The organism is bacterium, from assembly GCA_008933615.1.
Classification (GTDB): domain Bacteria; phylum CLD3; class CLD3; order SB21; family SB21; genus SB21.
On sequence record WBUR01000004.1, the window covers coordinates 110,231 to 133,829 of the forward strand.

Below are 23,599 nucleotides of genomic sequence, written 5' to 3' on the forward strand. Positions count from 1 at the left end.
GTTTGGTTGAATACAAACATCCGGTTTGCAATTCTAACGCCACCGTTATGTTATGTATATTTTGTCGGTTTGATAAATCGTACAGCGGCGAAAGTCTATCTTATCAATGCCTTCAATCGCTTGCCTCGCCTCCACCCGTGAATGGCAAGTGTCGGTCCAATCAATCCGTAGGTCATGCCGGCCAGAAAACCGCTGATAAAAGTACTTTCAAAACAAGCCAGCAGTATCGATACAATGGCAATTAACATCAGTAGAATACAGGATTGTATTGCAGATTTTGTCATGAATACTTCAACCACATTAAGCTCCAGAGATTCACGCAAACGATAAGCATGCCAATGCAACGCGCCGAATATCATAAAAATTAAAAAGAACCCGGAACCGTAGATCAACATCATGGTTCCAACTTCGGAAGCGCCCACCACATGGTGTCCTGCCATATTTGGAAAAAGGAGGCCGTTGATCACGTAGGAAAAAACAAACTTCAGGGGAAATACATAGAACAGCACAACAAATAGAAGAAACGCGTTGAGCGTCAGCGTAAAAATGTCGGACAGTCCGTAACGCCTGAAGAATTTATAATGTGAGTACCATATCCAAATAAGTATGGTAAAACAAAGCCCAAATGCAAAAAAACCGCGCATCGTATCGAATAATTGTGAAAAAGTTTTTGGCACTTCCAATGAAACCACGATCAGGGTTATTGCAAATGCGAAAACAGCATCGCTGAATCCTTCGATCCGCGTTACTTCTTTCCCGCGCCATCTGAAATTAATTTCCGATCCGATTCCCTTCCTGCTCCAATTTTCTCTTATCATCTTAACCTCACTTTAAACAAGTTTTCTTTATCATACGCATTATTGAGGCTTCGCTTGTGTAATCTTGCACTTTATTTAGCGGTATCCACTGAACATCGTGAGATTCGTGAGTTACTTTTACCGTGCCTCGCATATCCGCCTCAAGTATGAAACGGATATCGTAATGTAAATGCAAAGGATCACTTTTAAATGGTGGAATTTCATGAATATCAATGTCGAATATGTCTTTCGATACCGGAACAAAGACATCGAGGCCGGACTCCTCCTGCGCTTCACGAATCGCAACGCGCAAAACATCCGGATCCCCGTCCGCATGTCCTCCCAATTGAAGCCACTTATGTAACTTCCGATGATGCGTCAGCAGTACGTGCGTACGATCCGCATTGACGATCCAGGCTGCGGCGGTGATATGTCCTGTTTGTAAATGTCGTTCCAAACAATTCGCATGCGTCTTAACAAATTGTGTCGTCGCATTTAATATTTTTTTTTCTTCGTCATTAGACGCACGATAGGAGGCTAATTTTTCCAGGAGAAATTGGCGGTGCATTGAAATTTCACAAATGAGTAAAAATAAGCTGACGGGACGAAATCTATTTTTTGGTTGATAAGGCGGGCTGCATGATCGGGAAAAATAATTTGAACGAAGAACCCTTCCCTACTTCACTCTCAACCGTTATCTTGCCGTTGTGTTTTTTAATGATTTCTTGTGTGATAGGTAAACCCAAGCCGGTGCCTTCATGCGCGTCTTTTGTTGTAAAACCGGTAACAAAAATCTTGTCAAGATTTTCTTTGGAAATGCCCATCCCATTGTCCGCAATGTCTACAACCACGTCGTCGCCTTCAATGTAAGTGTTGATTTGAACTTTAACGTCGTTCGATCGCGATTGCGCGGCGTTGTTGATGATATTGATCATCACCTGGGAAATAGGACCGGGAAGGCCCATAACATTGGGAATTGTGCCGAATTTTTTGACAAATTCAACATTGTGCTTGAATTTTGAATGTAACAAAGACAATGCGCGTTCAATCTGAGCATGCAAATCCGTCTTAACAAACTCGGCATCATCCAACCTTGAAAATCCGCGCAAGTCTTCAATGATATCCGTTACCAGGTCACAGGAATGATTAATAATAGTCACGGCGGACTCGAATTCCTGCATTAACTCTTCAACATCGGATCTTTCCGAAAAGGACTTTCTTAGATCTTCCGCTGAAAGCTTCCCGCTAACCACTTCCTGAACTTCAGTCAGAATCTCTTTGACGTCATTCCACTCAAATGTCAGTAGTTTCGTAGAATTGTTAATGTTATTGATCGGGTTCCTAATCTCATGCGCAATGCTCCCCATAAGCTGCCCCAGCATGGACATTTTTTCGGAACGGATCAGATGTTCCTGAGCATCCTTCAGAGATTGATAAGTCTCCTTCAGCTCCGCGTGCGCTTTTTCAAGCTCTTTGCTTTTGAAATAGAAATCTACGCCACGTTTAATGCTGATTCGAAGGTCATCAGGCTCGAACGGTTTAGTAATGTATTGGAAAACGCGTCCTGCGTTGATTGATTCAATCAGATCTTTTACGTCCGTATATCCGGTGAGAATGATTCGGATACAATCGGGTTTGATGCTGATGGAACGGTTAAGAAATTCCGTTCCGGACATTACAGGCATGCGTTGGTCGGATACGATAAGCGAAATATTCTGATTCGCTTCCAGGATTTCAAGCGCGTCTTTCCCGCTGGATGCGGCATATACTATGTATTCATCGGCAAGAATTCGGCTAAGGACTTTAAGTACATTCTCTTCATCATCCACAATAAGTATTTCAACTTTATCGCTTTGCGGCAATACAGTCTCCTCCGTTACCGATTCATTGTCAGTCTGTGGAAGTCTTTTTAGTGACATGCTGAGATTAGGATAGTGTTGACCTTGATATGCGTATCGTATGAGAGTATACGGAATACGCCAATTTAAATCAAGCATGAACTTTCCAGCGCCTATGATGCCAAAGCCATTGTTCAGGATGCGCCGTAACGATTTTTTCAATTTCTGTCGTATAGGATTGAACTTGCCCGTCCATGGAAAGCGACGTATTTAGCTCGAACGCCTTGACCTCAAAACGGTGAAAATATTTGTTTTGCCTGACTGCAAAACAAACAAAAACAGGAACCTTAAATTTATTCGCAAGATATACGGGGCCTTCCGTAGCGAAGCACGGCTGTCCCAAAAAATTAACCGGAACAGTGTTGTCGCCAAAATCCTGATCGGAAAGCAGGGCTATACAATATTTATCCTCAATAAGCCGTCTGAGTTTCATAATTTCATTTTCGTAAACTACGACCATGCCTGCTTTTTCTCTTTGGCGATTGATCAGCCGGTCGATTTTTTCATTTTGTTGATGTTTAACTATTACGGCTATTGGAATTCTTTTTTCAAATAAAATCTTTCCCATCAATTCCCAATTTCCGACATGCGCGGAAACGAAAATAGCGCCTGACAATATCCGATCGTAAAACCGGTCCGGAAGTATAAGTTCATAATCTCGATCCTGTTTTAGGTCTATCCGGTCCAATGCCAGAAGCTCAAAGAAAGTTCGCCCCAAATGTTTGTAGCTGTCTGAAACGAGTTGTGATGCTTTGTCTAATGTGATAGGCAGGCTGCTTCGAAGAATGTTTTCAACCGCTACTTTTTTACGAATTCCAATGTGTTCAAAAAAAAGTCCGGCTAAAGCTCCGGCGTCCGAAATTCGTCTGTAGGAAAGCAGACCCAGCATTAACTGCACAATCCATACAAACGAATATTCAAATGCCGAATTAATTTTGTTAAGAATCACAGACACATCTATTCCAGTGCGAGGTTGGCCAATTCATCTACGCGTTCATTATAATGAACTCCGGCATGTCCCTTTACCTTTGCAAAGGTCACGTCATGCCGGGCGCAGAGATTTAACAAGTTTTCCCACAATTCTCTGTTTTTTACCGGTTCTTTGGTTTTCGTTTTCCAGCCATTGCGCTGCCAATTCGTGATCCAGCGCTGCCGGAAAGCGTTCACAATATAGGCGCTGTCCGAGTACAAAGTTACCTTGCACGGCTGTTTCAAGCACTGCAAAGCCTCGATCACCGCGGTCAATTCCATCTGGTTATTGGTTGTTTGCATCTGAATTCCGGAAATTTCTTTTTTGACCTTGCCGTTCACATTTTCAAACAAAAGAACGGCTGCCCACGAACCTTTACCTGGATTGCCTTTGCAAGCACCGTCAGTATAAATGGTAACATGGGGTATGGCTGCAGTGGTCATAGGTAAGATCCTTGTACGATTAAAAACACGATCATTGAACCAACATAACTGAATCCTTCAATATTTTCAATAATGATTCTTTTTAGCTTGTTATAAGAGAACTCGTTTTATAAGTTCTGCGCATGGAAAAGCGGCATAAATCCTTTGAAATTCTATCAGAAGACGAGGATTATATTTTAATAAATAAATACGCAGGTACGCTAACTCTGCCTGACCGTTTTGATCCAGCCATCCCTAATCTGTATCATATCCTGAAAAGCAAGTATGGAGATGTGTTTATCGTTCACCGCATCGACCGGCAAACGAGCGGTGTGATCGCATTTGCAAAAAATGCAGTTGCGCATAAGGAACTTAACCTTCAGTTTGAAGGCCATCAGGTCCAAAAAAAATATTTGGTTCTTGTGCAGGGTGTGTTGAACGATGCGGAAGGTGTTATTGATCTTGCAATCGGTGAGAACTCCGGCAAGGCCGGAACTATGAGAATCGATACGGCTTATGGAAAAAAATCTGTCACGCAATACCGTGTCATTGAAAAATATTTGAATTATACTCTGGTCGAAGCAGTGCCTCTGTCCGGCAGAACCCATCAAATCCGTGTTCATTTCAAAGCCATAGGCCATCCTTTGGCGGTGGACGAATTGTATGGACATGCGGAAGGTATCAAGCTTTCCTCTATTAAAAAAACATATAAGATCAAGACCGGTGAAATTGAGAAGCCCTTAATCGCGCGATTAACCCTCCACGCAAAATCTCTTCGCTTTTATCACTTTCGGCGGAAAGAGCAGGTCACTATAGAAGCACCCGTGCCGAAGGATTTTGACCGTACTATTAAACAGTTAAGGAAATTAAGCCCTCTTCCGGTTCTCTGAAGATAATTCCGAACCGCTCCTCAAATGCCAGCTTAAGCTGTAATTTTAGTTCATCCAAATCTATACTTTTAATCTGTTCAATTTCTATCGTCTTGTCCTGCAACATCCGGGACATCCTTCTTTTTTCTGTGTCATCCAAATTCAGAAACTCTGTCAATTGCCGGTGATACGAACCTATCAGTATAGAGCCATGTTGCAGTACCGAACCGGCAAATCGCCTCTGAGCGCTTCCTACCAGTTTTTTCCCATTTACTTGTATTTCATATTTGGCCGAACTCGAAAAACATGCTGCAGACGACGGCTGTTTATACAACGCCTTAAAATCCGCCTGCACCGGCGCCACCTCCGCCGGAATTTCTAACTTTCGTAATCCTTGCACGAGCGCCTCACTGATCTGACGATACGTTTCTTCAATGCTGCCTGAAATATCATCATTGAAAATGACGCTGTATGTCAATTCCTCTGCGTGCAGAATGGCCCGCCCTCCTGTCGGTCTATAGACCAAATCGACGCCTTCTTCTTCGCATTTTTTCGTATTTATTTCCACGATCTTTTGGTTTTTTCCAAGTGAAATACAGTAGGGATGCCACTGAAAAAAACGCAATACGGATGGGGCGCTGCCGTTAGCAACTTTTTCGGCAATGCTTTCGTCTAATAGCATGTTAAACTTGCCGGCATGTAATCCGGTGTCGATGAAATTCCAGACCATATTTGAACCGTTTATTATAAAGATTTAACAAGAAATCACTTGCCTTGGGAATAAAAAGAATATACATTCTATAAGCTAAATGTACTTAGCCGTTCGGTGTGATACAATATTTTATTTCACGCCTTCAAGAAAAATTCTATAAAGCCGGGATGAAATCAATACCAAACATACTTACGGTTATCCGTATACTCATGACGCCGCTATTTGTTATCTGTCTATTGGAGGACGGGTGGCAATTGTACGCTGTACTTATTTTCGGCCTTGCGTCGCTCACGGATTGGTATGACGGATATTTGGCCCGGCGCTACGGAATTACTTCGGACTGGGGAAAATTTCTCGATCCGCTCGCAGATAAGATCCTCGTATTATCGGCATTTTTTTCGTTTGTGTATCTTGGAATTGTAAAACTCTGGATGGTCATGGTCATTGTCATGCGCGATTTCATTGTAACGGGGCTTCGCTCCTATAATATGCGCAGAGGCAAGCCGATGATCACTAACCTTCTGGCAAAAACCAAGACATTTACTCAAATGACGATGATTATCGTGATACTGCTGTTTATTGCTTTAAAATCACTTCTCACGCAATTCGCCATGGATGTAGGAAGATATATTGAGAAAACCGTTTCTGTCATGCTCCATTACGAAATTATTTACGCGGGTATGTTGCTCGTAACCGTTTTGACCGCCGTTTCAGGGCTGATTTATTTGTATCAAAATCGTGACAGTTTGCGCCGCTTGGCTTCGTTTGTGTTTAAGAATTCCTGATCCACTCTTTTTAATGCCAACCTGATTGACATCACATCAACATGGATATTTTGCCTAAAATTTTGGCAACAGGATTAGGAACCGGATTTGCGCCTAAAGCGCCGGGAACCGCCGGAAGTATTCTCGCTATTATTCTCTATTATCTTTTTTTCCCGTCCACACCTTCTGTATTGATTCACTTTATTTTTTTTCTTATAATAGCCGCAGTTTTTTTGACCGGGGTTTGGGCCAGCGGGCGGGTCGAATCTTATTACGGACACGATCCGGCCTGTGTGGTCATTGACGAAATGGTCGGAATGGGCATTACATTACTTCTGATACCTAAAACAGTATATCTAATTTTTGCCGGATTTCTCTTGTTCCGGTTTTTTGATATCACAAAATGGCTGGGTGCGAATCGTATGCAACGACTCAAGGGCGGATGGGGTGTAATGATGGATGATGTCGTGGCGGGCGTATGGAGCAATCTTGTTTTGCAAGTAATAGTGTGGTTAGTATAAATTCCAAGAAGCAAAAAGCGCAAATCATCATGCAAAGTACCAGCGGCTACGAGGACGATTCATCCACCGCTGCAACTAGAGTTAATATACGTTACCAATATTTATTTTGGAGAAAAAAATGAGTGTGCTTGTTGACAGGAAAACGCGGCTTGTGGTGCAGGGGATAACGGGGAAAGAGGGAACTTTTCATACGAGCCAAATGACGGCGTATGGAAAATACGTCGTTGCAGGCGTTACGCCCGGTAAAGGCGGATTAAAATATAAGGGCAACGAAAAAGATAAGCTCAAGTATGAAGTGCCGATTTACAATTCCGTAGCCGATGCCGTCAAGCTATCCAGGGCAAATACTACTGTAATCTTTGTTCCACCGGCGTTTGCGGCTGACGCAATTATCGAAGCAGCGGAAGCGGGAATTAAAACTATCATTTGTATCACCGAAGGAATTCCGACGTCGGACATGGTTCGCGCTTACAACTATATAAAAGATAAAGACGTTCATCTCGTCGGTCCCAATTGTCCCGGGGTAATTTCACCCGGAAAGTGCAAAGTAGGAATCATGCCCGCATTCATCCACCGCCCCGGCAGGGTCGGTGTTATCTCGCGGTCCGGAACATTGACTTATGAAGCCGTGGGACAATTAACCGCTCTTAAGATCGGTCAATCGACGTGCATCGGTATCGGCGGCGATCCCGTGATTGGAACGCGTTTCGTGGATGCTTTTAAATTATTTGCCGACGACCGTGATACGGACGGCATCGTGATGATCGGCGAGATCGGCGGAACGGCTGAAGAAGAGGCCGCCGCGTGGGTGAAGAAGAATTACAAGAAACCGGTAGTAGCGTTCATCGCAGGACAGACAGCGCCTCCCGGAAGGCGTATGGGACATGCAGGCGCAATCATCAGCGGCGGAAAGGGTACTGCTGAAGAAAAAATGAAGGCGCTCAAAGCGGCCGGCATTACCGTTGTGAAAAGCCCCGCCGATATCGGCATTACCATGGCTGAGGCGCTTGGAATTAAAGTGAAGACAAAAAAAGTAGTTGCAAAGAAGGTTGAAAAGACAACTGAGAGGAAAGCGGCTAAGAAAACTTCCCAAAAAGATAAAAAGAAACAGAAAAAAGAAAAGAAGAGGGATAAGCCGAAACACAAGAAAAAGGACAAGAAGAAACATAAGAAGAGATAAAATTTAAAAGCCCCGATTCTGTCGGGGCTTTTTTTACACCATTACTTAAAATCGAGTTACTTTTTTTCGAGATGACGCAATAAAGCTGCAACTCCGAGATGGTAACTGTAACTTCCAAACCCTGATATCTGCCCGATACAAACGGGTGCTATCATGGAGTTCTTTCGAAAATCTTCCCGCGCGTGAATATTAGTTAAATGAACTTCTACCACAGGAATAGAAACTGCCGCAACTGCATCCCTCAAGGCAATAGAATAATGGGTATACGCTCCTGGATTAAAGACGATCCCGCTATCCTTTTTTCTTGCGGCATGGATCAGGTTTACCAATTCACCCTCTACATTGGATTGCCTGAATTCAAACTGAATTTTACTAAATGCTTTCGTCAGTGTTTTCTCAATAACGGCTAACGTTTCTTTGCCGTAAGTTCCCGTCTCACGTTCTCCAAGTAAATTGAGATTAGGCCCGTTTAGAATTAGAATTTTGATTGGCATAAAATGATTTCATGTTTTTCACATTGTAGTAAAGCTGACGATGTTTAGCAACGGTTATTATTTTTGATCACAACACTTGAATGAAGTCTCAAGCGGTAGTATCTTTGGCCAGTCCATACTTGGGAGTATCCGGCTGCCTGGTGGCGCCCGCGGTCTTCAAAACCGTTGATCCGTCGAAAGGCGGAAGGTCGGGTTCGATTCCCACATACTCCCGCAAATTCAATCCGCCGTACCAATTTGTACAACCGTTTTATCGAACTTGGAATTAATCCCATCCACCGCTTTGAGCATTTGTTCGCGTTTGGCAGTATCTTCATCGAACAAATCCAGCGCCGCGTCCTCCTCACCAAACCGTGACAATCCTATGCCGATGAGGCGAATAGGCAATCCTCGGGTATCGGCTTTTGCCAGCAGTTGAAGCGCTTTTTTGTATATCACCGCCGGGTCGTGCGTCGGGCTTACGGTCACCTGGCGTGTGTGGTCCACCCAGTCCGAGTAACGCAATTTCAGGTGAACACATCGCGCTTTAATTTCTGAATGTCGTAAAATCTCTGACAGCTTCAACGTCATCTCGTGCAAGGTCTGATGTAAGAATTTCTTGTCGCGTGTGTCTTTGGCAAAAGTCTCTTCTGTAGAAATTTGCTTCTGTTCGCGCGTTACCGACAGTTCCTGCGAACCCTTACCCTGAGCGTATCCCTGAATATGCAGACCCCACATCCCGAGATTTTCCTCAACAAAATCCTGAGCCAGTTGTGCCAATTGCCCGCACGTTAGAATATTAAAACGGTGCAATTGCTTTAGCATCACCTCCCCCACACCCGGCAATACTTTTACATCGAGAGGCTCTAAAAAAACGGCTTCAGCGCCGAAATCAATTTCTTTGATTCCGTAAGGTTTGGCAAAATCACACGCAATCTTCGCCGTAACTTTGTTTGACGCGATCCCCATGGCGCTTGGCAAGCCAAATTGCTCCAGAATATTCTTTTGGATCTTTTCAGCAAAGGAAATAATACTTCCACCGAAAAGTTTTTCACACCCGGTCCAATCAATATAAAACTCGTCAATACTGGCCGGTTCAAATACCGGCGAGTACTTCTTCAGATAGGTGCGAACTTTGCGTGAATATTCTTCATAGGCATCATGATGGCTGTCCACGCGGATCGCAATCGGACATTTCCGCTCTGCAATAGCTGTCGCCATACCTGCGCGTACACCGAACTTTCGAACTTCATACGAGGCGCAGGTCACGACGCCGCGATGTTCTGCCTTGCCCGCAACCATGATCGGCTTGCCGACCCATTCGGGATGCAGCAGTCTCTCCACGGAAACAAAAAAGGCGGTGAGATCTATGTGGGCGATGCGGACAGTTGGCATAAATTTACTATAAAAGTATCAGATTAGTTATGAACTAATATATCTTATTTTCATGAAAAAGAAAATCCCTTCGACCGTTAGTGTGTCGAAGGGATCTAGCATTCATGTCAAAATTCTGGTCGCTAGTTATTAACCATATCCACGATCTCGCCTTCTGTTCGCAATGGCTGGTCCCAAGATTCAATCAATACCGACGGTTGGCCTGCGATGATCTTCGAAGTATTCAGGAATGTTACCGCCTGATTATTGGTTCCAGGAAAAGTGAAATGCGTACCCTGATCCCAATAAGCATAGGTCGATGTCCCGGTCCAGTAACCTCTCACTTGCGTATTAGAATAGGCGCGGTAATAACCGATGTTATACAAGACATTATCAAAAGGAATGGAAATATTGTCCATCGTCTGATCAGTAAGGCCGTAATTTACATAAATCGGCGACAATACATGGGAACCGTTATTCCTCATCCTCATAAAAAAATAACTGGACGTAAGAATAAGGTTGATCCTTTTGTATTCGAGCGTCGACACGTCAATATCGGGATAATTCCACGTTATTAAGAGTCCGATCTGAGTTCCACCGGATGTCTCGCCGGACGTTTCTGCGGTATATCCGAATGAACCCGGGTTTTCATTCAATGTAAAAATAACACTGTCGCCGGGCGCAATAACATCGCTACCTTCTCCAGTCAGCGTCAATGCTATATCGGTGTAAAGGTTGTTTACGAAAATGATATCGAATTGTTTTGATGAACTTCCGCTTGTTTTGGAAGTACAGCCATTGATAGATAACAACGTGACAGCCAATACCCACACAACGGCTTTAAATTCTTTATTCAGTTGTAACATTTTTTTCCTCCTAAAATAATATTAGGAATCAAGATCAGACTTATGGTCAAAAATAAATAATCGCTGAACTTGAAAAAATTATATATGAAAATTCTTGTTTGTCATCGGCGTTCAGATCTTTAGCCTCAAAAGCTCTTCGGGTAACAGCCAGATCAATTGCGAAACTTTTAAAAATAAGGCCTGATCCTACAGATATCGCCGTGCCGGTAACCTGGCTGCCTACATCTCCGTTGCTTTTGATGTCTGCAAATAATGTCGGAACGGTCTTAAATCCTGCTCTCACGGGAATTACCCAGTTATCGGTTATAACCAAATATTCTGCCCCGACCCTGATCGGATTTAAATCTTTCTTACTTGAACTCAGATTAAATTCTCCTCCAGGATCACTTGGGTCATCTATTTGTTTTACTTTGCTTTTGCCAAAGGCTCTCAATTCATAATCAGCAGCCAGAGTCAAATTGTCACCAACGCGATAGGATACTCCAAAGCCCAGCATCATTGGAAACTCCCATGCCCATTTGTATTTCGTAGTTTCACCTCCGTATTTCCACTTGTCAGTCATTTCAAATGGAGCGCGATAAGATACGCCTATCCGCATGGGCAGTTTGGCGCCTGTCTGTTCCAGATCGGCCAAAACACCTACTTGATAATTAAATCCGGAGAAATCGTCCTTGTATGAAAAGGAGTTAAGAGGATCAACATAATCATCGTATTTGTATTCGGAACTTCCGGTCCACAAATTGAAGGAGGCGCCAACTGATAAAGCGGGCATGACCTGAAATGCAAGGCCCGGCGATATGGTATTGATTCCACCGGTTTGGTCTTCTTTGAAAACATCTTTGTCCTTCGTGTACAGAAAGTTGTCGATCTGATTCTGGTATGCAATGGCGACAGTAAATTTTTTATCCATAAGCTTCATTGGATATGCGATGCTGCCGAAGTTAAATGCCGGATGATTTGCAGAACTGGTGAGTTTATTACCGGGAGCTGTATACTTATAAGTATCAAATGATTGTCTAAAAACAAATGACGCTTCCGGCCTTTCTAATTGAGTTAGTCCCGCCGGATTCCACGAAAGCGCGGTTGCATCATCTGCCAGGCCGATAAATGCGCCGCCCATGCCCTCTGCGCGTGCACCGGACCCGATGATATCCATAAATTTCAATTGGCCCCAAGCGCTGTTGGTGAGCGACATTAAGACAATCAAAATTGCTGCATAGAAACCTTTCTTCATCATAGGCACCTCCTCGTATTATTTAATTGGACATTTAAGTTAATAAGATAAAACTCTCGACTATTTCACGACCACTCTATCTCCAACTTTGAGATCTCCTTCCGCCTTTCCGACGATTTTGCTTACAGCCAATTTTTCCTGAACTTCGATAACAACCAATTCGCACAATTTAGTTACGCGTTTCCCCAAAATTTCTTTCGTCACCGGGTGTTTGATCGGATCGCCTTCCCGGTACGCCACGCATTTCGACCCTTTACGAATACCGACCAACGTTCCAATATCGAGATAGATTAGATCGGATTCGACGCTGACAATAAATCCTTCGACCAGCGGGAGATCGTTGTATACATTAATGGCCACTTTCTCTACCAATGACTCGACCATGTTCGTAGATGTCATGTCGCTCTTTTCTTCACGCGCCACAATGGTTTCGCTCGTTTCCGTGTCAATCAAACGCGCGCTGACCTTTGCAAAACCGGTTTCGACATTAACACTTCCTAAGACGATCGCATCCGCACCGGCGATTTTACCGACTTTCACGGCGGCCTGCTCATCCACCATATCGGACATGCCGAAATTCTGTTCCTTGATGACCTGATCTATTGCGCCGCGCTCTATAACGCGGAAACGGCGCATGTTTACAAGCTGTGTGATCATTTTTTCCGTGATCGACTCACCACCGTTACCTGCCTGCCCTTTCGTAGTGAACGGCAATACGGCAATCGACAATCGTGATCCGACCTGAGTCACTTTAGAGGGGTCGTAGGTCAATGCGCCCGCAAATAGGCCGCTCACATTTGGCGTCGATCTTTTTTCTGAAAGCATGCGCTTTTCCTTGTTCAGCTTTTCTTTGTCCTCTTCCAATTGTCTTTGTTGTGCCTCCAAGCTGATCTGCTGGCTTATGAGTGCTCTGTCCTGTTCGGCTTTCTGCTGCGCCAGAATTTCCTTTTCTTTGTCAACCTTGTCCTTTTCTGCCTTTAGTCGTTTTTCTTCTTCAAGCAGCTTCTTCTTTTGTTCTTCGGATGTTTTTGTCTTTTTGTCCTCTTCAAGACGCTTTATTTCATCGGCTAACTGTTTTTCTTTTTCGAGTTTCTTTCGCTCCTGCTCTTTTTTCTGAATCTCAAGCCCTCGCTGCATTTCATCCAACACTGCTTTTTCTTGTTCCTTTTTCTTTAATTCTATATTGATCAATTCCTCTTGAGCTTTGGTCTTTTTTTCTTCCGTTTCTTTTCGGGTCTGATAGTCGGCCAATATAAGATTACTGCCGGTAAGCTTGCCAAGATATTCCTGAGCGCGTTTAGTTTTATCGTAAGCGATCGAAAGATCCAATTCCTTTTTCGCATTTTCCGCGTCGCCGGCATTTAACAATGCAATTCCAAGTTCCCGATGAGGGTAATACTCTATGAAGCGTGTGCCGTACGTTCGTTTGTTTTTTTTGTCTTCGAATTCAATCGAAATAGCGGCTCTCAATTCTTCGATTGCTCTGTTCCAGTCTCCCTTCTCCATGTAATTGAGGCCCCGATCATAATAATTGTAAAATTTGTCCTGAGCGCTGGCGGTTCGATCGGCAAGTATCAAAAGAAGAGCCGTAAAAATAATACTCAAAAAAATCGAATGGGCGGTTGAGATCATAGTAAATTCCGGATTTTGGTAATGTGCCTCAGAAAAGATCTCACTGAGGGCGAAGGATTAATGCTGTAAATGTAAAACAACATGTTTAACATTTCAATAGATTTCTACATGAATTTGTATATTAAATCTTACTTAAGGCATCCTGATTTCCACAATTGAATTAAAATCCGGTATCAAAACCTCAGGATCAAGCACGCCGCGTTGCAGTAAAATATTACCTTCTGGCCAATGCACTTGTAAATTTTTCGGGGTAATCGATGAAATTTTGATTCTTCCTTTGAATGTACCGCCTTTGTTGCTTAGTGTAACTGCATCCCCGTTTTGTAAACGAAGATTTTCCGCATCTTCTGCGCTGATCAACACCGCGTCGCGTTCCGCGCCGGTCAATGGATCCTTGTTGTCTTGAACCATGCTGTTAAACTGCTTTCCCCGGCGCGTTGAAACCAGAAATTGATTTGGGCCCAGATTAAGTTCCTTTGGTTTAACCAACGTGAAATTGGCTTTATTGTTTGCCGTTGGAAATTTCCAGCCGTCGCAGAGCCTGATTCCGCCCCACTGCACATGATCGCCGCTTTTCTTCAGGTCTTGAATGCCGTCATACATCGGAATTATTCTTGCGATTTCATCTCGAATCTTCCATCCGGACTCAAAGTCAATGTGATTTTTTTGCTCGGGTAGTACATGTTCAGCCAGTTCCATCAAAATTTCCCATTCGCTCTTAGTTTCGCCGATATCATTTCCCTCGATCTGCGGGCTGAATATGATCCGCCTTTCGGTCGTTGTTTCCGTTCCGCCGTCGCGCTGTTCGTACCGTGTCTTCGCCGGGAGCAGCAGCACCGCCTCATTAGGCTCCATCAACATTTGATTGGTGAGAATAATGTCTTGATGAATTCGCAGCGGAATCTTATTTATCGCGTTCTTAACAAAAACAGGATCGGGCAATACCTCAAGAAAGTTTCCGCCAACCTGATAAAGTATGTCAATCTTGTTTTCTGAAGCGGCGTCGATCATTTCCACGGCAGTAAGTCCCCGCTGTTCCGGAACTTTGAAGCCGTATTTTTCTGATAATTCCGCTGCGCTTTCCGGAGTAACAAGTTTGCCACCCGGAAAAACCGTTGCATAAGCTCCAACTTCCGCGCCGCCCTGAACGCCGGAATGGCCGCGAATCGGCATCAAACCGCATCCTTCGCGTCCGACAAATCCCTTGGTTAGTCCAAGGTTGACGATAGCGCGAACGCTGTCGCTTCCGCAGGAATGCTGCGTAATGCCCATGCTCCATACCAAAACGGCTCTTTTTGCTTTATGCATCAGAGCGGCAAAATCTTTCATGCGGACACGTGAAAGGCCGGAATACTTTTCAAGGTTTTCCCACGATTCATTCTCCAGATAATTTTTCAGATCAGAAAAACCAGAGGAATAATTCTTGATAAAGTTGTTATCAAGCCAATTCTCTGCGATCATCCATTTGATTACGCCATTGATAAAAGCGATGTCGCCGCCGGTATGAACGAGAAAAAATTCGTCCGTAATCTTGGTTCCGAATAATGCGCTTTCGGTTACCGACGGAACCCAGTAATTCTCCATTCCGGGTTCGCGATAGGGGTTGACGCATACGACCTTCGTTCCGTTCTTCTTCGCATAATATAAATATTTCATCGTTACGGGCTGATCGTTCGCCGCATTGGATCCGAAGAAAACGATCAGATCGGTCTTGAACCAATCGGTATAACTGCACGTCGTCGCCGCCGCGCCAATCGTAGATTTCAGCGCAACCGTGCTCGGCGAATGACAGATGCGCGCTGAGTTATCGACGTTATTTGTCCCAAGAAACCGCGCCACTTTTTGCGCAACGTAGTACACTTCATTGGTAATACCGCGCGACGTAAGATAAAACGCAAGGCGTTTTGGATCGGTCACACGAATTTTCTCTGCAATATGCTCGTATGCTTGATTCCAGGAAATTCGCGCAAATCCCTGTTCACCTTTTTTGCGGATCATTGGGTACGGCAGACGTCCGAGTTCACGTAACTCCCTGTTGTCCATTCTTTTTAATCGTTCCACATCTTCCAATAGTTTGTAATCCAGCGCCGGCGCGGTGTTGAGCCGGAGTAACTTCAATCGCACCATACACAAATGCGTACTTTCAATGGTCCAGTCGTGAAATCCTGCTACTCCCAGCGCACAACCGTCACAAACGCCTTTGGAAAGTACGCGCCAAGCATAACGCAGATTACTCCTGTTTTCCCAGACTATTTTTGCCATGTCCAGAAAATGATTGGGCTTGGTTTTGCCGATACCGTTGGGTGACAGACTTACCCATGTACGCGGATCCCAAAGTCTTTTGAGGCTGGAATTTTTGATGCGATGATCCATGAAGGACTTTTTGCCGTAAGGTTCTTTTAAAAAAAATGTGTTTTCGAGGGATTACTATAGAATGAAGATAGATAAGGACAATTCGAAATGCTACAACTTTTTACCGGGTCAATGTCCCGCAGATTACGCTAATTATCGCAGGCATCAGACAACGAATATCAACGATATCTGCGGGAGATAAATTACGAGGCGATGAGCCGCAGTTTTTTCTGCGGATGGGATATAAATTCCGCGTCGTTATCCCCGACCAACACCATTTCCTCGACCGTCGCCACGCCGTATCCTTCCACAGTCAGCCGCGGCTCAATGGTGAATACCATGCCTTTTTCGATCAACTGAAACGGTTTTTGTGCATACTTCTCCCACGCGGGGCCCAGCAGAGCCGTGCCGTCATGCGCAAACCGTCCGACTTGATGACCGAGGCCATGCGGAAATTCCGCATATCCGTTTTTTACGATATGTTCACGCGCAACCTTGTCAACCTCCACGCCTTTCACACCAGGTTTTAGCGCAAGGCGGGATAATTCAATGGACTCAACAATTGTATCGAAACCTCTTTGTACCGGTTCAGGCGCGCGCATTTCACCTTTTTTTAGAATATAGAATGTTCGTTGCAGATCGGAGCAGTAGTGATTGAACTTAACGCCGAAATCAATATTTAAAACATGGCCGGGCCTTACAACGCGTTCCGTCGGATGGTAATGCGCGCCGGCATGTTCTGGCCCTGTAAATACCGAAGGACAGGTTTTTTCATCCCAAGCCAGATCAAGATGTTGATGCCTAACTTTTTCTTTTATAAAATCCGCAATTTCGTTTTCCGTCACGCCGGGCTTAATAAACCGTGCCGCGTCATCAAGAATACTTTCAGCTTTGACAATGGCTTCTTTGATTAATTTAATCTCCGTTACCGTTTTCCTTTGCCTCAGCGCTGAAATAATTTTCTCCGCAGGGATCAACCGGTCTTCGTAACCTGCTTCTGATAAGAATTCAAACAACGTTAAATACATGCCGTGCGTTAGCCCGTCGCAGATTTCGCTTCCCATAGAATAGTTCGCGGCAATAGAAGAAGGATTAATTTTTCTCAGAGTCTCGATAAACTGGCTTTTTATTCCTTCGACGTAGCCGATCACTTCATCGTACGCTCCAAGGTCTTCGACGGCCATTTTATCATATTGGCCAACGATAGCAAACGTTTTTCCCGAAGACGTTATAATAAACATCGAATGCCAGGTAACATCGCCGTTAATCAGAAACGGAAGCGTCGGGTCGCCGTTCAATGCGCTTTCACGTGTGAACGTGATCCAGCAGTCAATTTTGAATTCCTTTAGTATTGCTTTCGCTTGGTTAACTTTTTCTTGAGTCAGCATATCGGAATCCTTTCTGAAATCACATCTATCATTCAATCAGAAGCCGTTTCAATATCTGTCCGGTTTCAATTGCGAAATATCCACCACGGTCTTTTCATTCGCCACGATCTCCGATACCAATTTCCCGGTGATCGGCGAAAGCGTAATTCCTAACATAGCATGACCTGTCGCCGCGATCAGGTTCGGTACGGACTCAAATCTTCCGATAAACGGCAATCCATCGGGTGAACACGGCCTCAATCCTGCCCAGGCATCTTTCGTATTCACTGCATCCAAACGCATGTCATCCAGATACGCCGGCACTGCATTCAATATCGCCTTAACACGGCGTTCGTTGATCGTTAAATTAATGGGGCTAAGTTCCAGCGTTCCTCCAAATCGGAGCGCGCCACCCATCGGCGTGATCGCAACGCGGGCCTCAGTGAGAATGAACGGAATTTTAGGGAGATGCGCGGGCTGCTTAACCGTAACGCTGTATCCCTTTCCTGGTTGAACGGAAATGTTGAGCGACAATTTTTTTAAAAGCAGCGGCGCCCACGATCCGCTGGCCAAAATAAATTCTTTACCGCCTATTTTTCCATTTGGCGTAACGACCGACACGAGCCGATTCTCTTTTTTCTCAAAACCCATCGCTTCGGTCTTTGGGAAAAAGGCAACGCCGTTTTTCTTTGCCAGTTCTGCCATCGCGTTAAGAAATTGGTCCGGGATCAAGTGCCCGTCATTGGGAAAATATAATCCGCCACGGGAAAGAATTTTCACGTTAGGTTCCAGTTCATTAAGCTCTTCATTGTTGAGCAGCCGAGCTTCGACGCCAACTTCTTCCGCAAGATGCGCTTCATGCTTATTCGCTTTTTCACCGGCGACGGTGTTATGCAACATCAAAAGTCCGCGGTGCTCAAACCCGTAGGAAATATTTTCATCGGAATTGATCTTCTCGAACAGCCGCAAACTTTCTGTTGTCAGGTCACGCAATATCGGAATACCGAGGCGCATTTTTTTTTCATTGCACGCCCTGAAATAACGCCATAACCATTTTAGCAATTCGTCATCCATACGCGGATGAATATAGAACGGGCTTTCCGGGTTGAACATCCATTTCAAGCCTTTGGCGACCATGCCCGGTGCGGCGAGCGGAACAAAGTGGCTTGGGCTGATCAAACCCGCATTGCCGAACGAACATGAACTTTCCTTACCAATTTCGTTCTTTTCAATGACCGCGACACTTAATCCGTTCTTACTAAGATAATAAGCTGAGCAAATTCCAATGGCGCCGCCGCCTATGACGATGACATCAAATTTCTGTTCCATCTAAAATTCTCCAATACGAATCATTTTGAGCCACGAAGGCACTAAGCCACAAAGATTTTTCATTCAAATATTTTTTTGTATTCCTTTGTGTCTTTGATCCTTAGTGGCGATACTTCCTATATAACCTGAAACCCATTTGCATATGGATCCTCATCATCAATAAAAATCGTGTTATGCCCGGTAACATACGCCCACCCTTCAATACTCGGAATGATCGCTTCGTAGTTGCCTACTTTTGTTGCGGCATCAACGCGCCCGCGGAATAGGCTTCCGATAATACTTTCATGAACGAACGTGTCCCCGACTTTTAATTTGCCCTGAGCAGACCATTGGGCCATACGGGAAGACGTGCCGGTTCCACAAGGCGAACGGTCAATTGCTTTTTCCCCGTAGAATACCGCGTTCCGCGCATGGGCTTCGGGATGCTTTGGCGCGCCGGTCCATTCAATATGCGAACACGTTTTTATTGTCGGATTTTCGGGATGAACGAATGTGTATTTTTCATTAATATTTTTGCGCACGACCGGACTCCAGCGGATAAGATCCGCGGCTGAAAAATATTCAATACCCTTGAAATTCTTCTGAGGATCAATGATCGCATAGAAATTTCCGCCGTAAGCAACGTCCAGTGTGATCTCGCCAATATCAGGGCAATCGACTGTGAGTTCTTTTGAATGAAGAAACGACGGCACATTTACAATTCGTACCGATTTGACTTTATTTTCTTCGATAGTATAATAAGCATCAACAATTCCCGCAGGAACTTCCAGGCGCAACTTACCCGGCGTCTTCGGCTTAACAAGGCTCTCTTCAATCATAACGGTAACCGTTCCGATCGTCCCGTGTCCGCACATGGGCAGACAGCCGCTGGTTTCAATAAACAAAATCCCGCAATCCGTATCCGGCAATGTCGGAGAATACAAAATACTTCCCGACATCATATCGTGTCCGCGCGGTTCGAACATCAAAGCGGTTCTGATCCAGTCGTAGTCTTTCATAAAATGAAGCCGGCGTTCGTTCATGCTGTTCCCATCCAGTAACGGCCCGCCGTTGGTCACTACCCGAACCGGGTTCCCGCACGTATGCGCATCAATACATGAAAAAGTTTTTTTTGACATAAAGAAATTCAGTTATAAATTCGAGATCATAGTGTTACTTATCAATTGCCTCGCGCGTGAGTCTTTCAAGATAATCCATCAAGTCGTCCGATCCTGCAACGGCCTTCAGTTCATCATTATCAGCAATCGCCCGCATGATGGCCGCGTGGAGCTTTGCAGATTCCGAGAGATCCTCATCATGATGAAACCGGTACCAAAATCTCCTGCAATGGGCGCGAAGAGGAGAACAAGCTTCCGCCGCAAAAGGGTTACGGCAAGCCTCACCCAGAATATGGTCAAACTCATGATCAATGTGAATAAAGGAATTCAGATTCTTTTGTTCAGCGGCGGATTCAATCAGCGCGGCAAATTCAGATAACGTTTTTCTTTGTTCTGCCGTCGCTCGTCGCGTAGCCTTGGCAACAATAATACGTTCCAATGCGCGCCGCGTCTCCAATAGCGCAAGATGATCGGTAATATGAATTTCACTGACAATAATCCCTTTGCGCGGGAGTGTTTCAACGAGGTGCTCCGAAGCAAGACGCAGCAATGCCTCACGGATAGGCGTACGCCCGATTTTGATCTCGCGCATTAAATCTGCCTCAGCAATAACACTGCCGGGCTTGAGTTTAAGGGTTACGATCATTTCTTCGATCAGATCGTAGGCCTGATTTGAGAGTGTAGTTGAATTATTCACCTGATAATCTCTTCAATTAATTTCTTACCTCAATAGTGCCTTTCCCTTTTACAGAGACGACTGCGTCATAAAAAAATGTTAGACACCGGACGACACTAAGTCAAATATGAATAAAACATTCAATTACGATCTGTTTTCGGCCTTTGAAAAAATGCCGTAAAGAAATCGAAGTGAAAGCCCGTTAAAAACAAAACATTGTTTGAGCCCGTCGAAGGCTTGTCGTAGGCGGGCGAGTTTGTTTTGTTTAGGGCTTGAACGAAGATTTCAGCTATCTTTTCACCGGCCAATGTGCTTTCCTTTGTTTCTTTCTTTTTGCACAAGCAAAAGAAAGAAAAGTGGATTTTTACTATCTGCGTAACATATTACGCCATCGTATACGTTGTCTTGACCGTCGTATAAAATTCCTTTGCATAGGAACCTTGCTCGCGGCTGCCATAACTGGAACCTTTACGTCCGCCGAATGGAACGTGATAGTCAATCCCGGCCGTCGGCAAATTGATCATGATCATGCCGGCCTGCGCATGTTGCTTAAAATGATTGGCAAGCTTCAACGATTGAGTGCAGATACCGGAAGTCAAGCCAAACGGCGTATCATTGGCTATCGCAAGCGCTTCGTCATAATTCTTCGCGCGAATAACAGTCGCGACGGGGCCGAAAATTTCTTCGCGATTTATTTGCATCGTTTGATCTGTTTCGGTAAACAACGCCGGACCGAAATAGAACCCTTCTTGTTCACGTTTCAAACGTTCTCCGCCGAAGATCAGTTTCGCCCCTTCTTTTTTTCCGATGCTAACGTATTCCAGATCTTTGACGAGTTGTGATTCATCCACTACCGGCCCGATATCCGTTCCCGATGCAAGCGCGTCGTCAACTTTTATTTTTTTCATTCGTTCGATCATGGATTGAACAAATTTATCATGAATCCCTTCCGTCGCAATTAAACGGCTGGACGCCGTGCAGCGTTGTCCGGTCGAATAATACGATCCTTGAATAGCCGCATTCACAGCAACATCCAGATCGGCATCGTCCAGAATGACCAGCGGGTTTTTTCCGCCCATTTCGAGTTGAACTTTAGCCATACGCTGCACGCACTTGGCGGCAATGGTTCTGCCAACTTCGACCGATCCCGTGAAACTAATTCCGGCTACATCGGAGTTGTTCACCAAAGCATTGCCGACAACCGTGCCGCGTCCTTTGACCATATTGAAAACGCCTTTGGGCAGGCCGGAACGTGAAATAATTTCTGTCAAAGCCCATGCGCTGCCCGGAACAAGTTCCGCCGGTTTGAATACGACGCAATTTCCAAACGCCAATGCCGGCGCAATCTTCCAGGCGGGAATGGCAATCGGGAAATTCCACGGCACGATCAATCCGACGACGCCGATGGGTTCGCGAACGGTGTCCACGATCACATTCGGACGAACGGACGGAATATAATCGCCGGAATTTCGCAGCGCCTCACCGGCAAAAAATTTGAAAATATTCCCTGCGCGATTCACCTCGCCGATAGCTTCAGGCAAAGTCTTACCTTCTTCACGCGCAAGCAATCGACCGAGTTCATCCTGCCGCGCCAGAATTTCACTTCCTATAAAATCCAGCGCGTTAAATCTTTGTTGCGGCGTGCTGTAAGCCCAGCCGGGGAATGCTGTCTTTGCTGCGGTCACAGCCATGTCAACGTGAGATGCGTCGCCTTCGGAATACATACCGATCGTATCCTGAATATTCGACGGATTGATGTTTGGCTTCAGGGACGACCCGTCAATCCACTCGCCATTGATAAATAATTTTTTGGTTTCCATGATTTTTTTCTGTTTTAGTTGTAACGGTTTATTCTAAAGGCTATTTCTGGCCTTGGGAAAACGCCGGATAAGAACCGGAGTTCGCATAAGAATATCGGCAGAAAACGTGAAACTAACTAAGTTTGAAAACGGATCAAAATTTTGGAACTGTTTTCTGCCACCTTGAAAGCGGCGAACTCTGGTTCCGGCGTTTTTCCATAGCCTTACGTGCTTTTCTTTGTTCCTTTCTTTTGCACGAGCAAAAGAAAGGAAATTCTTGGTTTCCTGCATTTCCGGGGCAGACCTTAAGACCAAAAGTTTACACCTTCGGCAAAACCGGACTGCTCGCCATCGCAGCCTTTACGATCTGCTCCACTTTCGCACGCTCTTCGCCGATCAGCGTCAACCGCGGCGGGCGAACGAGTTCCGATCCGACGCCAACAAGCTGTTCGACAAGTTTAATGTTCTGCACGAATTTATTCGATACATCCAAATGCAGCAGCGGCATGAACCAACGGTAGATCGGCAATGCTTCCTGTATCCGCCCGGCCTTGATCAATTCGTACAGCACCACCGTCTCCCGCGGAAACGCGCACACAAGCCCGGCCAGCCAGCCGTTGGCTCCGAGAACAAGACTTTCCATCGCAAGATCATCCACGCCGCAGAATATTTGGTATCGGTTTCCGGTTAAATTGATAATGTCGGTGAGCCGGCGAATATTATCCGACGATTCTTTGATCGCCACGAACCGCGGCTCGTCGGCCATCTCGACAAACATCTCCGGCGTGATGTCAACTTTATATGCAACCGGATTATTATAGATCATGATCGGACGATCCGTGGCCTTTGCAACCGCACGGTAATGCGCGATCGTTTCACGCCGGTCGGACGGATATGGAATCGCAGGCAGAACCATGAATCCGTCTGTACCCAGATTCGCTGCCTGTTCGGCATATTCGCAAGCTTTGGCCGTCGAAGTTTCTGCCACGCAGGATAGCACCGGAACTTTCCCTTTCGCCGCCGCAATCGTCATTTTTACAACATCTAATTTTTCTGATTGTGACAAGGTCATATTTTCTCCGAGCGAACCCATCACAACAAGACCATGCACTCCGGCATTTAATTGGAATTGGACATGCTTCTCCATCGCGGAAAAATCTATAGAAAGATCTTTCTTAAATTTGGTCGTCAGCGCGGGAAAAATTCCTTCCCATTTTTTAGTCATGCATTATCTCCATTAAAAACAACGTAATATTATTATATATAC

The 23,599-nt window shown here is 45.0% G+C and carries 22 protein-coding genes and 1 tRNA gene; 5 read left to right on the plus strand and 18 right to left on the minus strand.

Annotated features, from left to right (window positions below; translation table 11 throughout):
- Window positions 1–95 precede the first annotated feature (95 nt).
- Genes F9K33_02705 through rnhA form a run of 5 tightly spaced genes read right to left on the minus strand, consistent with a single transcriptional unit; the run spans window position 96 to window position 4,108 of the window.
- Window positions 96–818 carry a DUF1211 domain-containing protein gene (locus F9K33_02705; protein KAB2881132.1) on the minus strand — a complete coding sequence of 241 codons (723 nt, stop codon included), beginning with the start codon at window positions 816–818 and terminating at the stop codon, window positions 96–98.
- 7 nt (window positions 819–825) lie between these two features.
- Entirely contained in the window at window positions 826–1,365 is a 540-nt protein-coding gene (locus tag F9K33_02710) for an NUDIX hydrolase (protein KAB2881133.1), read from the minus strand.
- A 43-nt stretch (window positions 1,366–1,408) separates the two neighbouring features.
- Window positions 1,409–2,794 carry a response regulator gene (locus tag F9K33_02715; GenBank protein ID KAB2881134.1) on the minus strand — a complete coding sequence of 462 codons (1,386 nt, stop codon included), beginning with the start codon at window positions 2,792–2,794 and terminating at the stop codon, window positions 1,409–1,411.
- The gene (locus F9K33_02720) at window positions 2,787–3,650 is read right to left on the minus strand and encodes a lysophospholipid acyltransferase family protein (protein KAB2881135.1); all 864 of its coding nucleotides are present in this window, start codon (window positions 3,648–3,650) and stop codon (window positions 2,787–2,789) included. Before F9K33_02720 ends, F9K33_02715 begins: the two co-directional genes overlap by 8 nt.
- A gap of 2 nt (window positions 3,651–3,652) precedes the next feature.
- Window positions 3,653–4,108: a ribonuclease HI gene (gene rnhA, locus F9K33_02725; protein KAB2881136.1), complete on the minus strand. Its 456-nt coding sequence runs from the start codon at window positions 4,106–4,108 to the stop codon at window positions 3,653–3,655.
- A 122-nt stretch (window positions 4,109–4,230) separates the two neighbouring features.
- Between rnhA and F9K33_02730 the strand changes: the two genes are divergently transcribed.
- Window positions 4,231–4,977 carry an RluA family pseudouridine synthase gene (locus tag F9K33_02730; GenBank protein ID KAB2881137.1) on the plus strand — a complete coding sequence of 249 codons (747 nt, stop codon included), beginning with the start codon at window positions 4,231–4,233 and terminating at the stop codon, window positions 4,975–4,977.
- On the opposite strand, the gene F9K33_02735 is transcribed toward F9K33_02730, so the two are convergent.
- Window positions 4,937–5,686, minus strand: coding sequence for a lipoate--protein ligase family protein (locus F9K33_02735; GenBank protein KAB2881138.1), 750 nt, complete (start codon window positions 5,684–5,686; stop codon window positions 4,937–4,939). The two genes, F9K33_02730 and F9K33_02735, sit on opposite strands and share 41 nt — an antisense overlap.
- 149 nt (window positions 5,687–5,835) lie before the next feature.
- Here F9K33_02735 and pgsA point away from each other — a divergent pair, with 149 nt between their 5' ends.
- The 3 genes from pgsA (at window position 5,836) to sucD (ending at window position 8,133) form a co-directional block, all read left to right on the plus strand.
- The gene (pgsA, locus tag F9K33_02740; GenBank protein KAB2881139.1) at window positions 5,836–6,453 is read left to right on the plus strand and encodes a CDP-diacylglycerol--glycerol-3-phosphate 3-phosphatidyltransferase; all 618 of its coding nucleotides are present in this window, start codon (window positions 5,836–5,838) and stop codon (window positions 6,451–6,453) included.
- 35 nt (window positions 6,454–6,488) lie between these two features.
- Window positions 6,489–6,953 (plus strand): phosphatidylglycerophosphatase A, encoded by a 465-nt coding sequence (locus F9K33_02745; GenBank protein ID KAB2881140.1) that lies wholly within the window; start codon window positions 6,489–6,491, stop codon window positions 6,951–6,953.
- Between the two features lie 118 nt (window positions 6,954–7,071).
- Window positions 7,072–8,133: a succinate--CoA ligase subunit alpha gene (sucD, locus tag F9K33_02750; protein KAB2881141.1), complete on the plus strand. Its 1,062-nt coding sequence runs from the start codon at window positions 7,072–7,074 to the stop codon at window positions 8,131–8,133.
- Window positions 8,134–8,189: 56 nt separating this feature from the next.
- Here the strand turns inward: sucD and aroQ are convergent, their stop codons facing one another.
- Window positions 8,190–8,621 (minus strand): type II 3-dehydroquinate dehydratase, encoded by a 432-nt coding sequence (gene aroQ, locus F9K33_02755; GenBank protein KAB2881154.1) that lies wholly within the window; start codon window positions 8,619–8,621, stop codon window positions 8,190–8,192.
- A gap of 127 nt (window positions 8,622–8,748) precedes the next feature.
- On the opposite strand from aroQ, the gene F9K33_02760 reads away from it, so the two are divergent.
- Window positions 8,749–8,841: transfer RNA gene (locus F9K33_02760), tRNA-Sec, on the plus strand.
- 5 nt (window positions 8,842–8,846) lie between these two features.
- On the opposite strand, the gene dinB is transcribed toward F9K33_02760, so the two are convergent.
- The 11 genes from dinB to F9K33_02815 form a co-directional block, all read right to left on the minus strand.
- Window positions 8,847–10,001: a DNA polymerase IV gene (dinB, locus tag F9K33_02765; GenBank protein ID KAB2881142.1), complete on the minus strand. Its 1,155-nt coding sequence runs from the start codon at window positions 9,999–10,001 to the stop codon at window positions 8,847–8,849.
- A 122-nt stretch (window positions 10,002–10,123) separates the two neighbouring features.
- A complete protein-coding gene (locus F9K33_02770) occupies window positions 10,124–10,846 on the minus strand; it encodes a hypothetical protein (GenBank protein ID KAB2881143.1) in 723 nt (240 codons plus the stop codon).
- 46 nt (window positions 10,847–10,892) lie between these two features.
- A complete protein-coding gene (locus F9K33_02775; GenBank protein KAB2881144.1) occupies window positions 10,893–12,083 on the minus strand; it encodes a hypothetical protein in 1,191 nt (396 codons plus the stop codon).
- Between the two features lie 57 nt (window positions 12,084–12,140).
- Window positions 12,141–13,712 carry a hypothetical protein gene (locus F9K33_02780; GenBank protein ID KAB2881145.1) on the minus strand — a complete coding sequence of 524 codons (1,572 nt, stop codon included), beginning with the start codon at window positions 13,710–13,712 and terminating at the stop codon, window positions 12,141–12,143.
- Between the two features lie 132 nt (window positions 13,713–13,844).
- Window positions 13,845–16,085 (minus strand): FdhF/YdeP family oxidoreductase, encoded by a 2,241-nt coding sequence (locus tag F9K33_02785; GenBank protein KAB2881146.1) that lies wholly within the window; start codon window positions 16,083–16,085, stop codon window positions 13,845–13,847.
- Window positions 16,086–16,267: 182 nt separating this feature from the next.
- Entirely contained in the window at window positions 16,268–17,452 is a 1,185-nt protein-coding gene (locus F9K33_02790; GenBank protein ID KAB2881147.1) for an aminopeptidase P family protein, read from the minus strand.
- Between the two features lie 48 nt (window positions 17,453–17,500).
- Window positions 17,501–18,760, minus strand: a complete 1,260-nt coding sequence (locus tag F9K33_02795; GenBank protein KAB2881148.1) for an FAD-dependent oxidoreductase — start codon at window positions 18,758–18,760, stop codon at window positions 17,501–17,503.
- Window positions 18,761–18,876: 116 nt separating this feature from the next.
- Window positions 18,877–19,878, minus strand: coding sequence for a 4-hydroxyproline epimerase (locus tag F9K33_02800; protein KAB2881149.1), 1,002 nt, complete (start codon window positions 19,876–19,878; stop codon window positions 18,877–18,879).
- Window positions 19,879–19,912: 34 nt separating this feature from the next.
- Window positions 19,913–20,554, minus strand: a complete 642-nt coding sequence (locus tag F9K33_02805) for a GntR family transcriptional regulator (protein KAB2881150.1) — start codon at window positions 20,552–20,554, stop codon at window positions 19,913–19,915.
- Window positions 20,555–20,916: 362 nt separating this feature from the next.
- Window positions 20,917–22,353 (minus strand): aldehyde dehydrogenase family protein, encoded by a 1,437-nt coding sequence (locus F9K33_02810; GenBank protein KAB2881151.1) that lies wholly within the window; start codon window positions 22,351–22,353, stop codon window positions 20,917–20,919.
- Between the two features lie 298 nt (window positions 22,354–22,651).
- Window positions 22,652–23,557: a dihydrodipicolinate synthase family protein gene (locus F9K33_02815; protein ID KAB2881152.1), complete on the minus strand. Its 906-nt coding sequence runs from the start codon at window positions 23,555–23,557 to the stop codon at window positions 22,652–22,654.
- Between the last annotated feature and the right edge of the window lie 42 nt (window positions 23,558–23,599).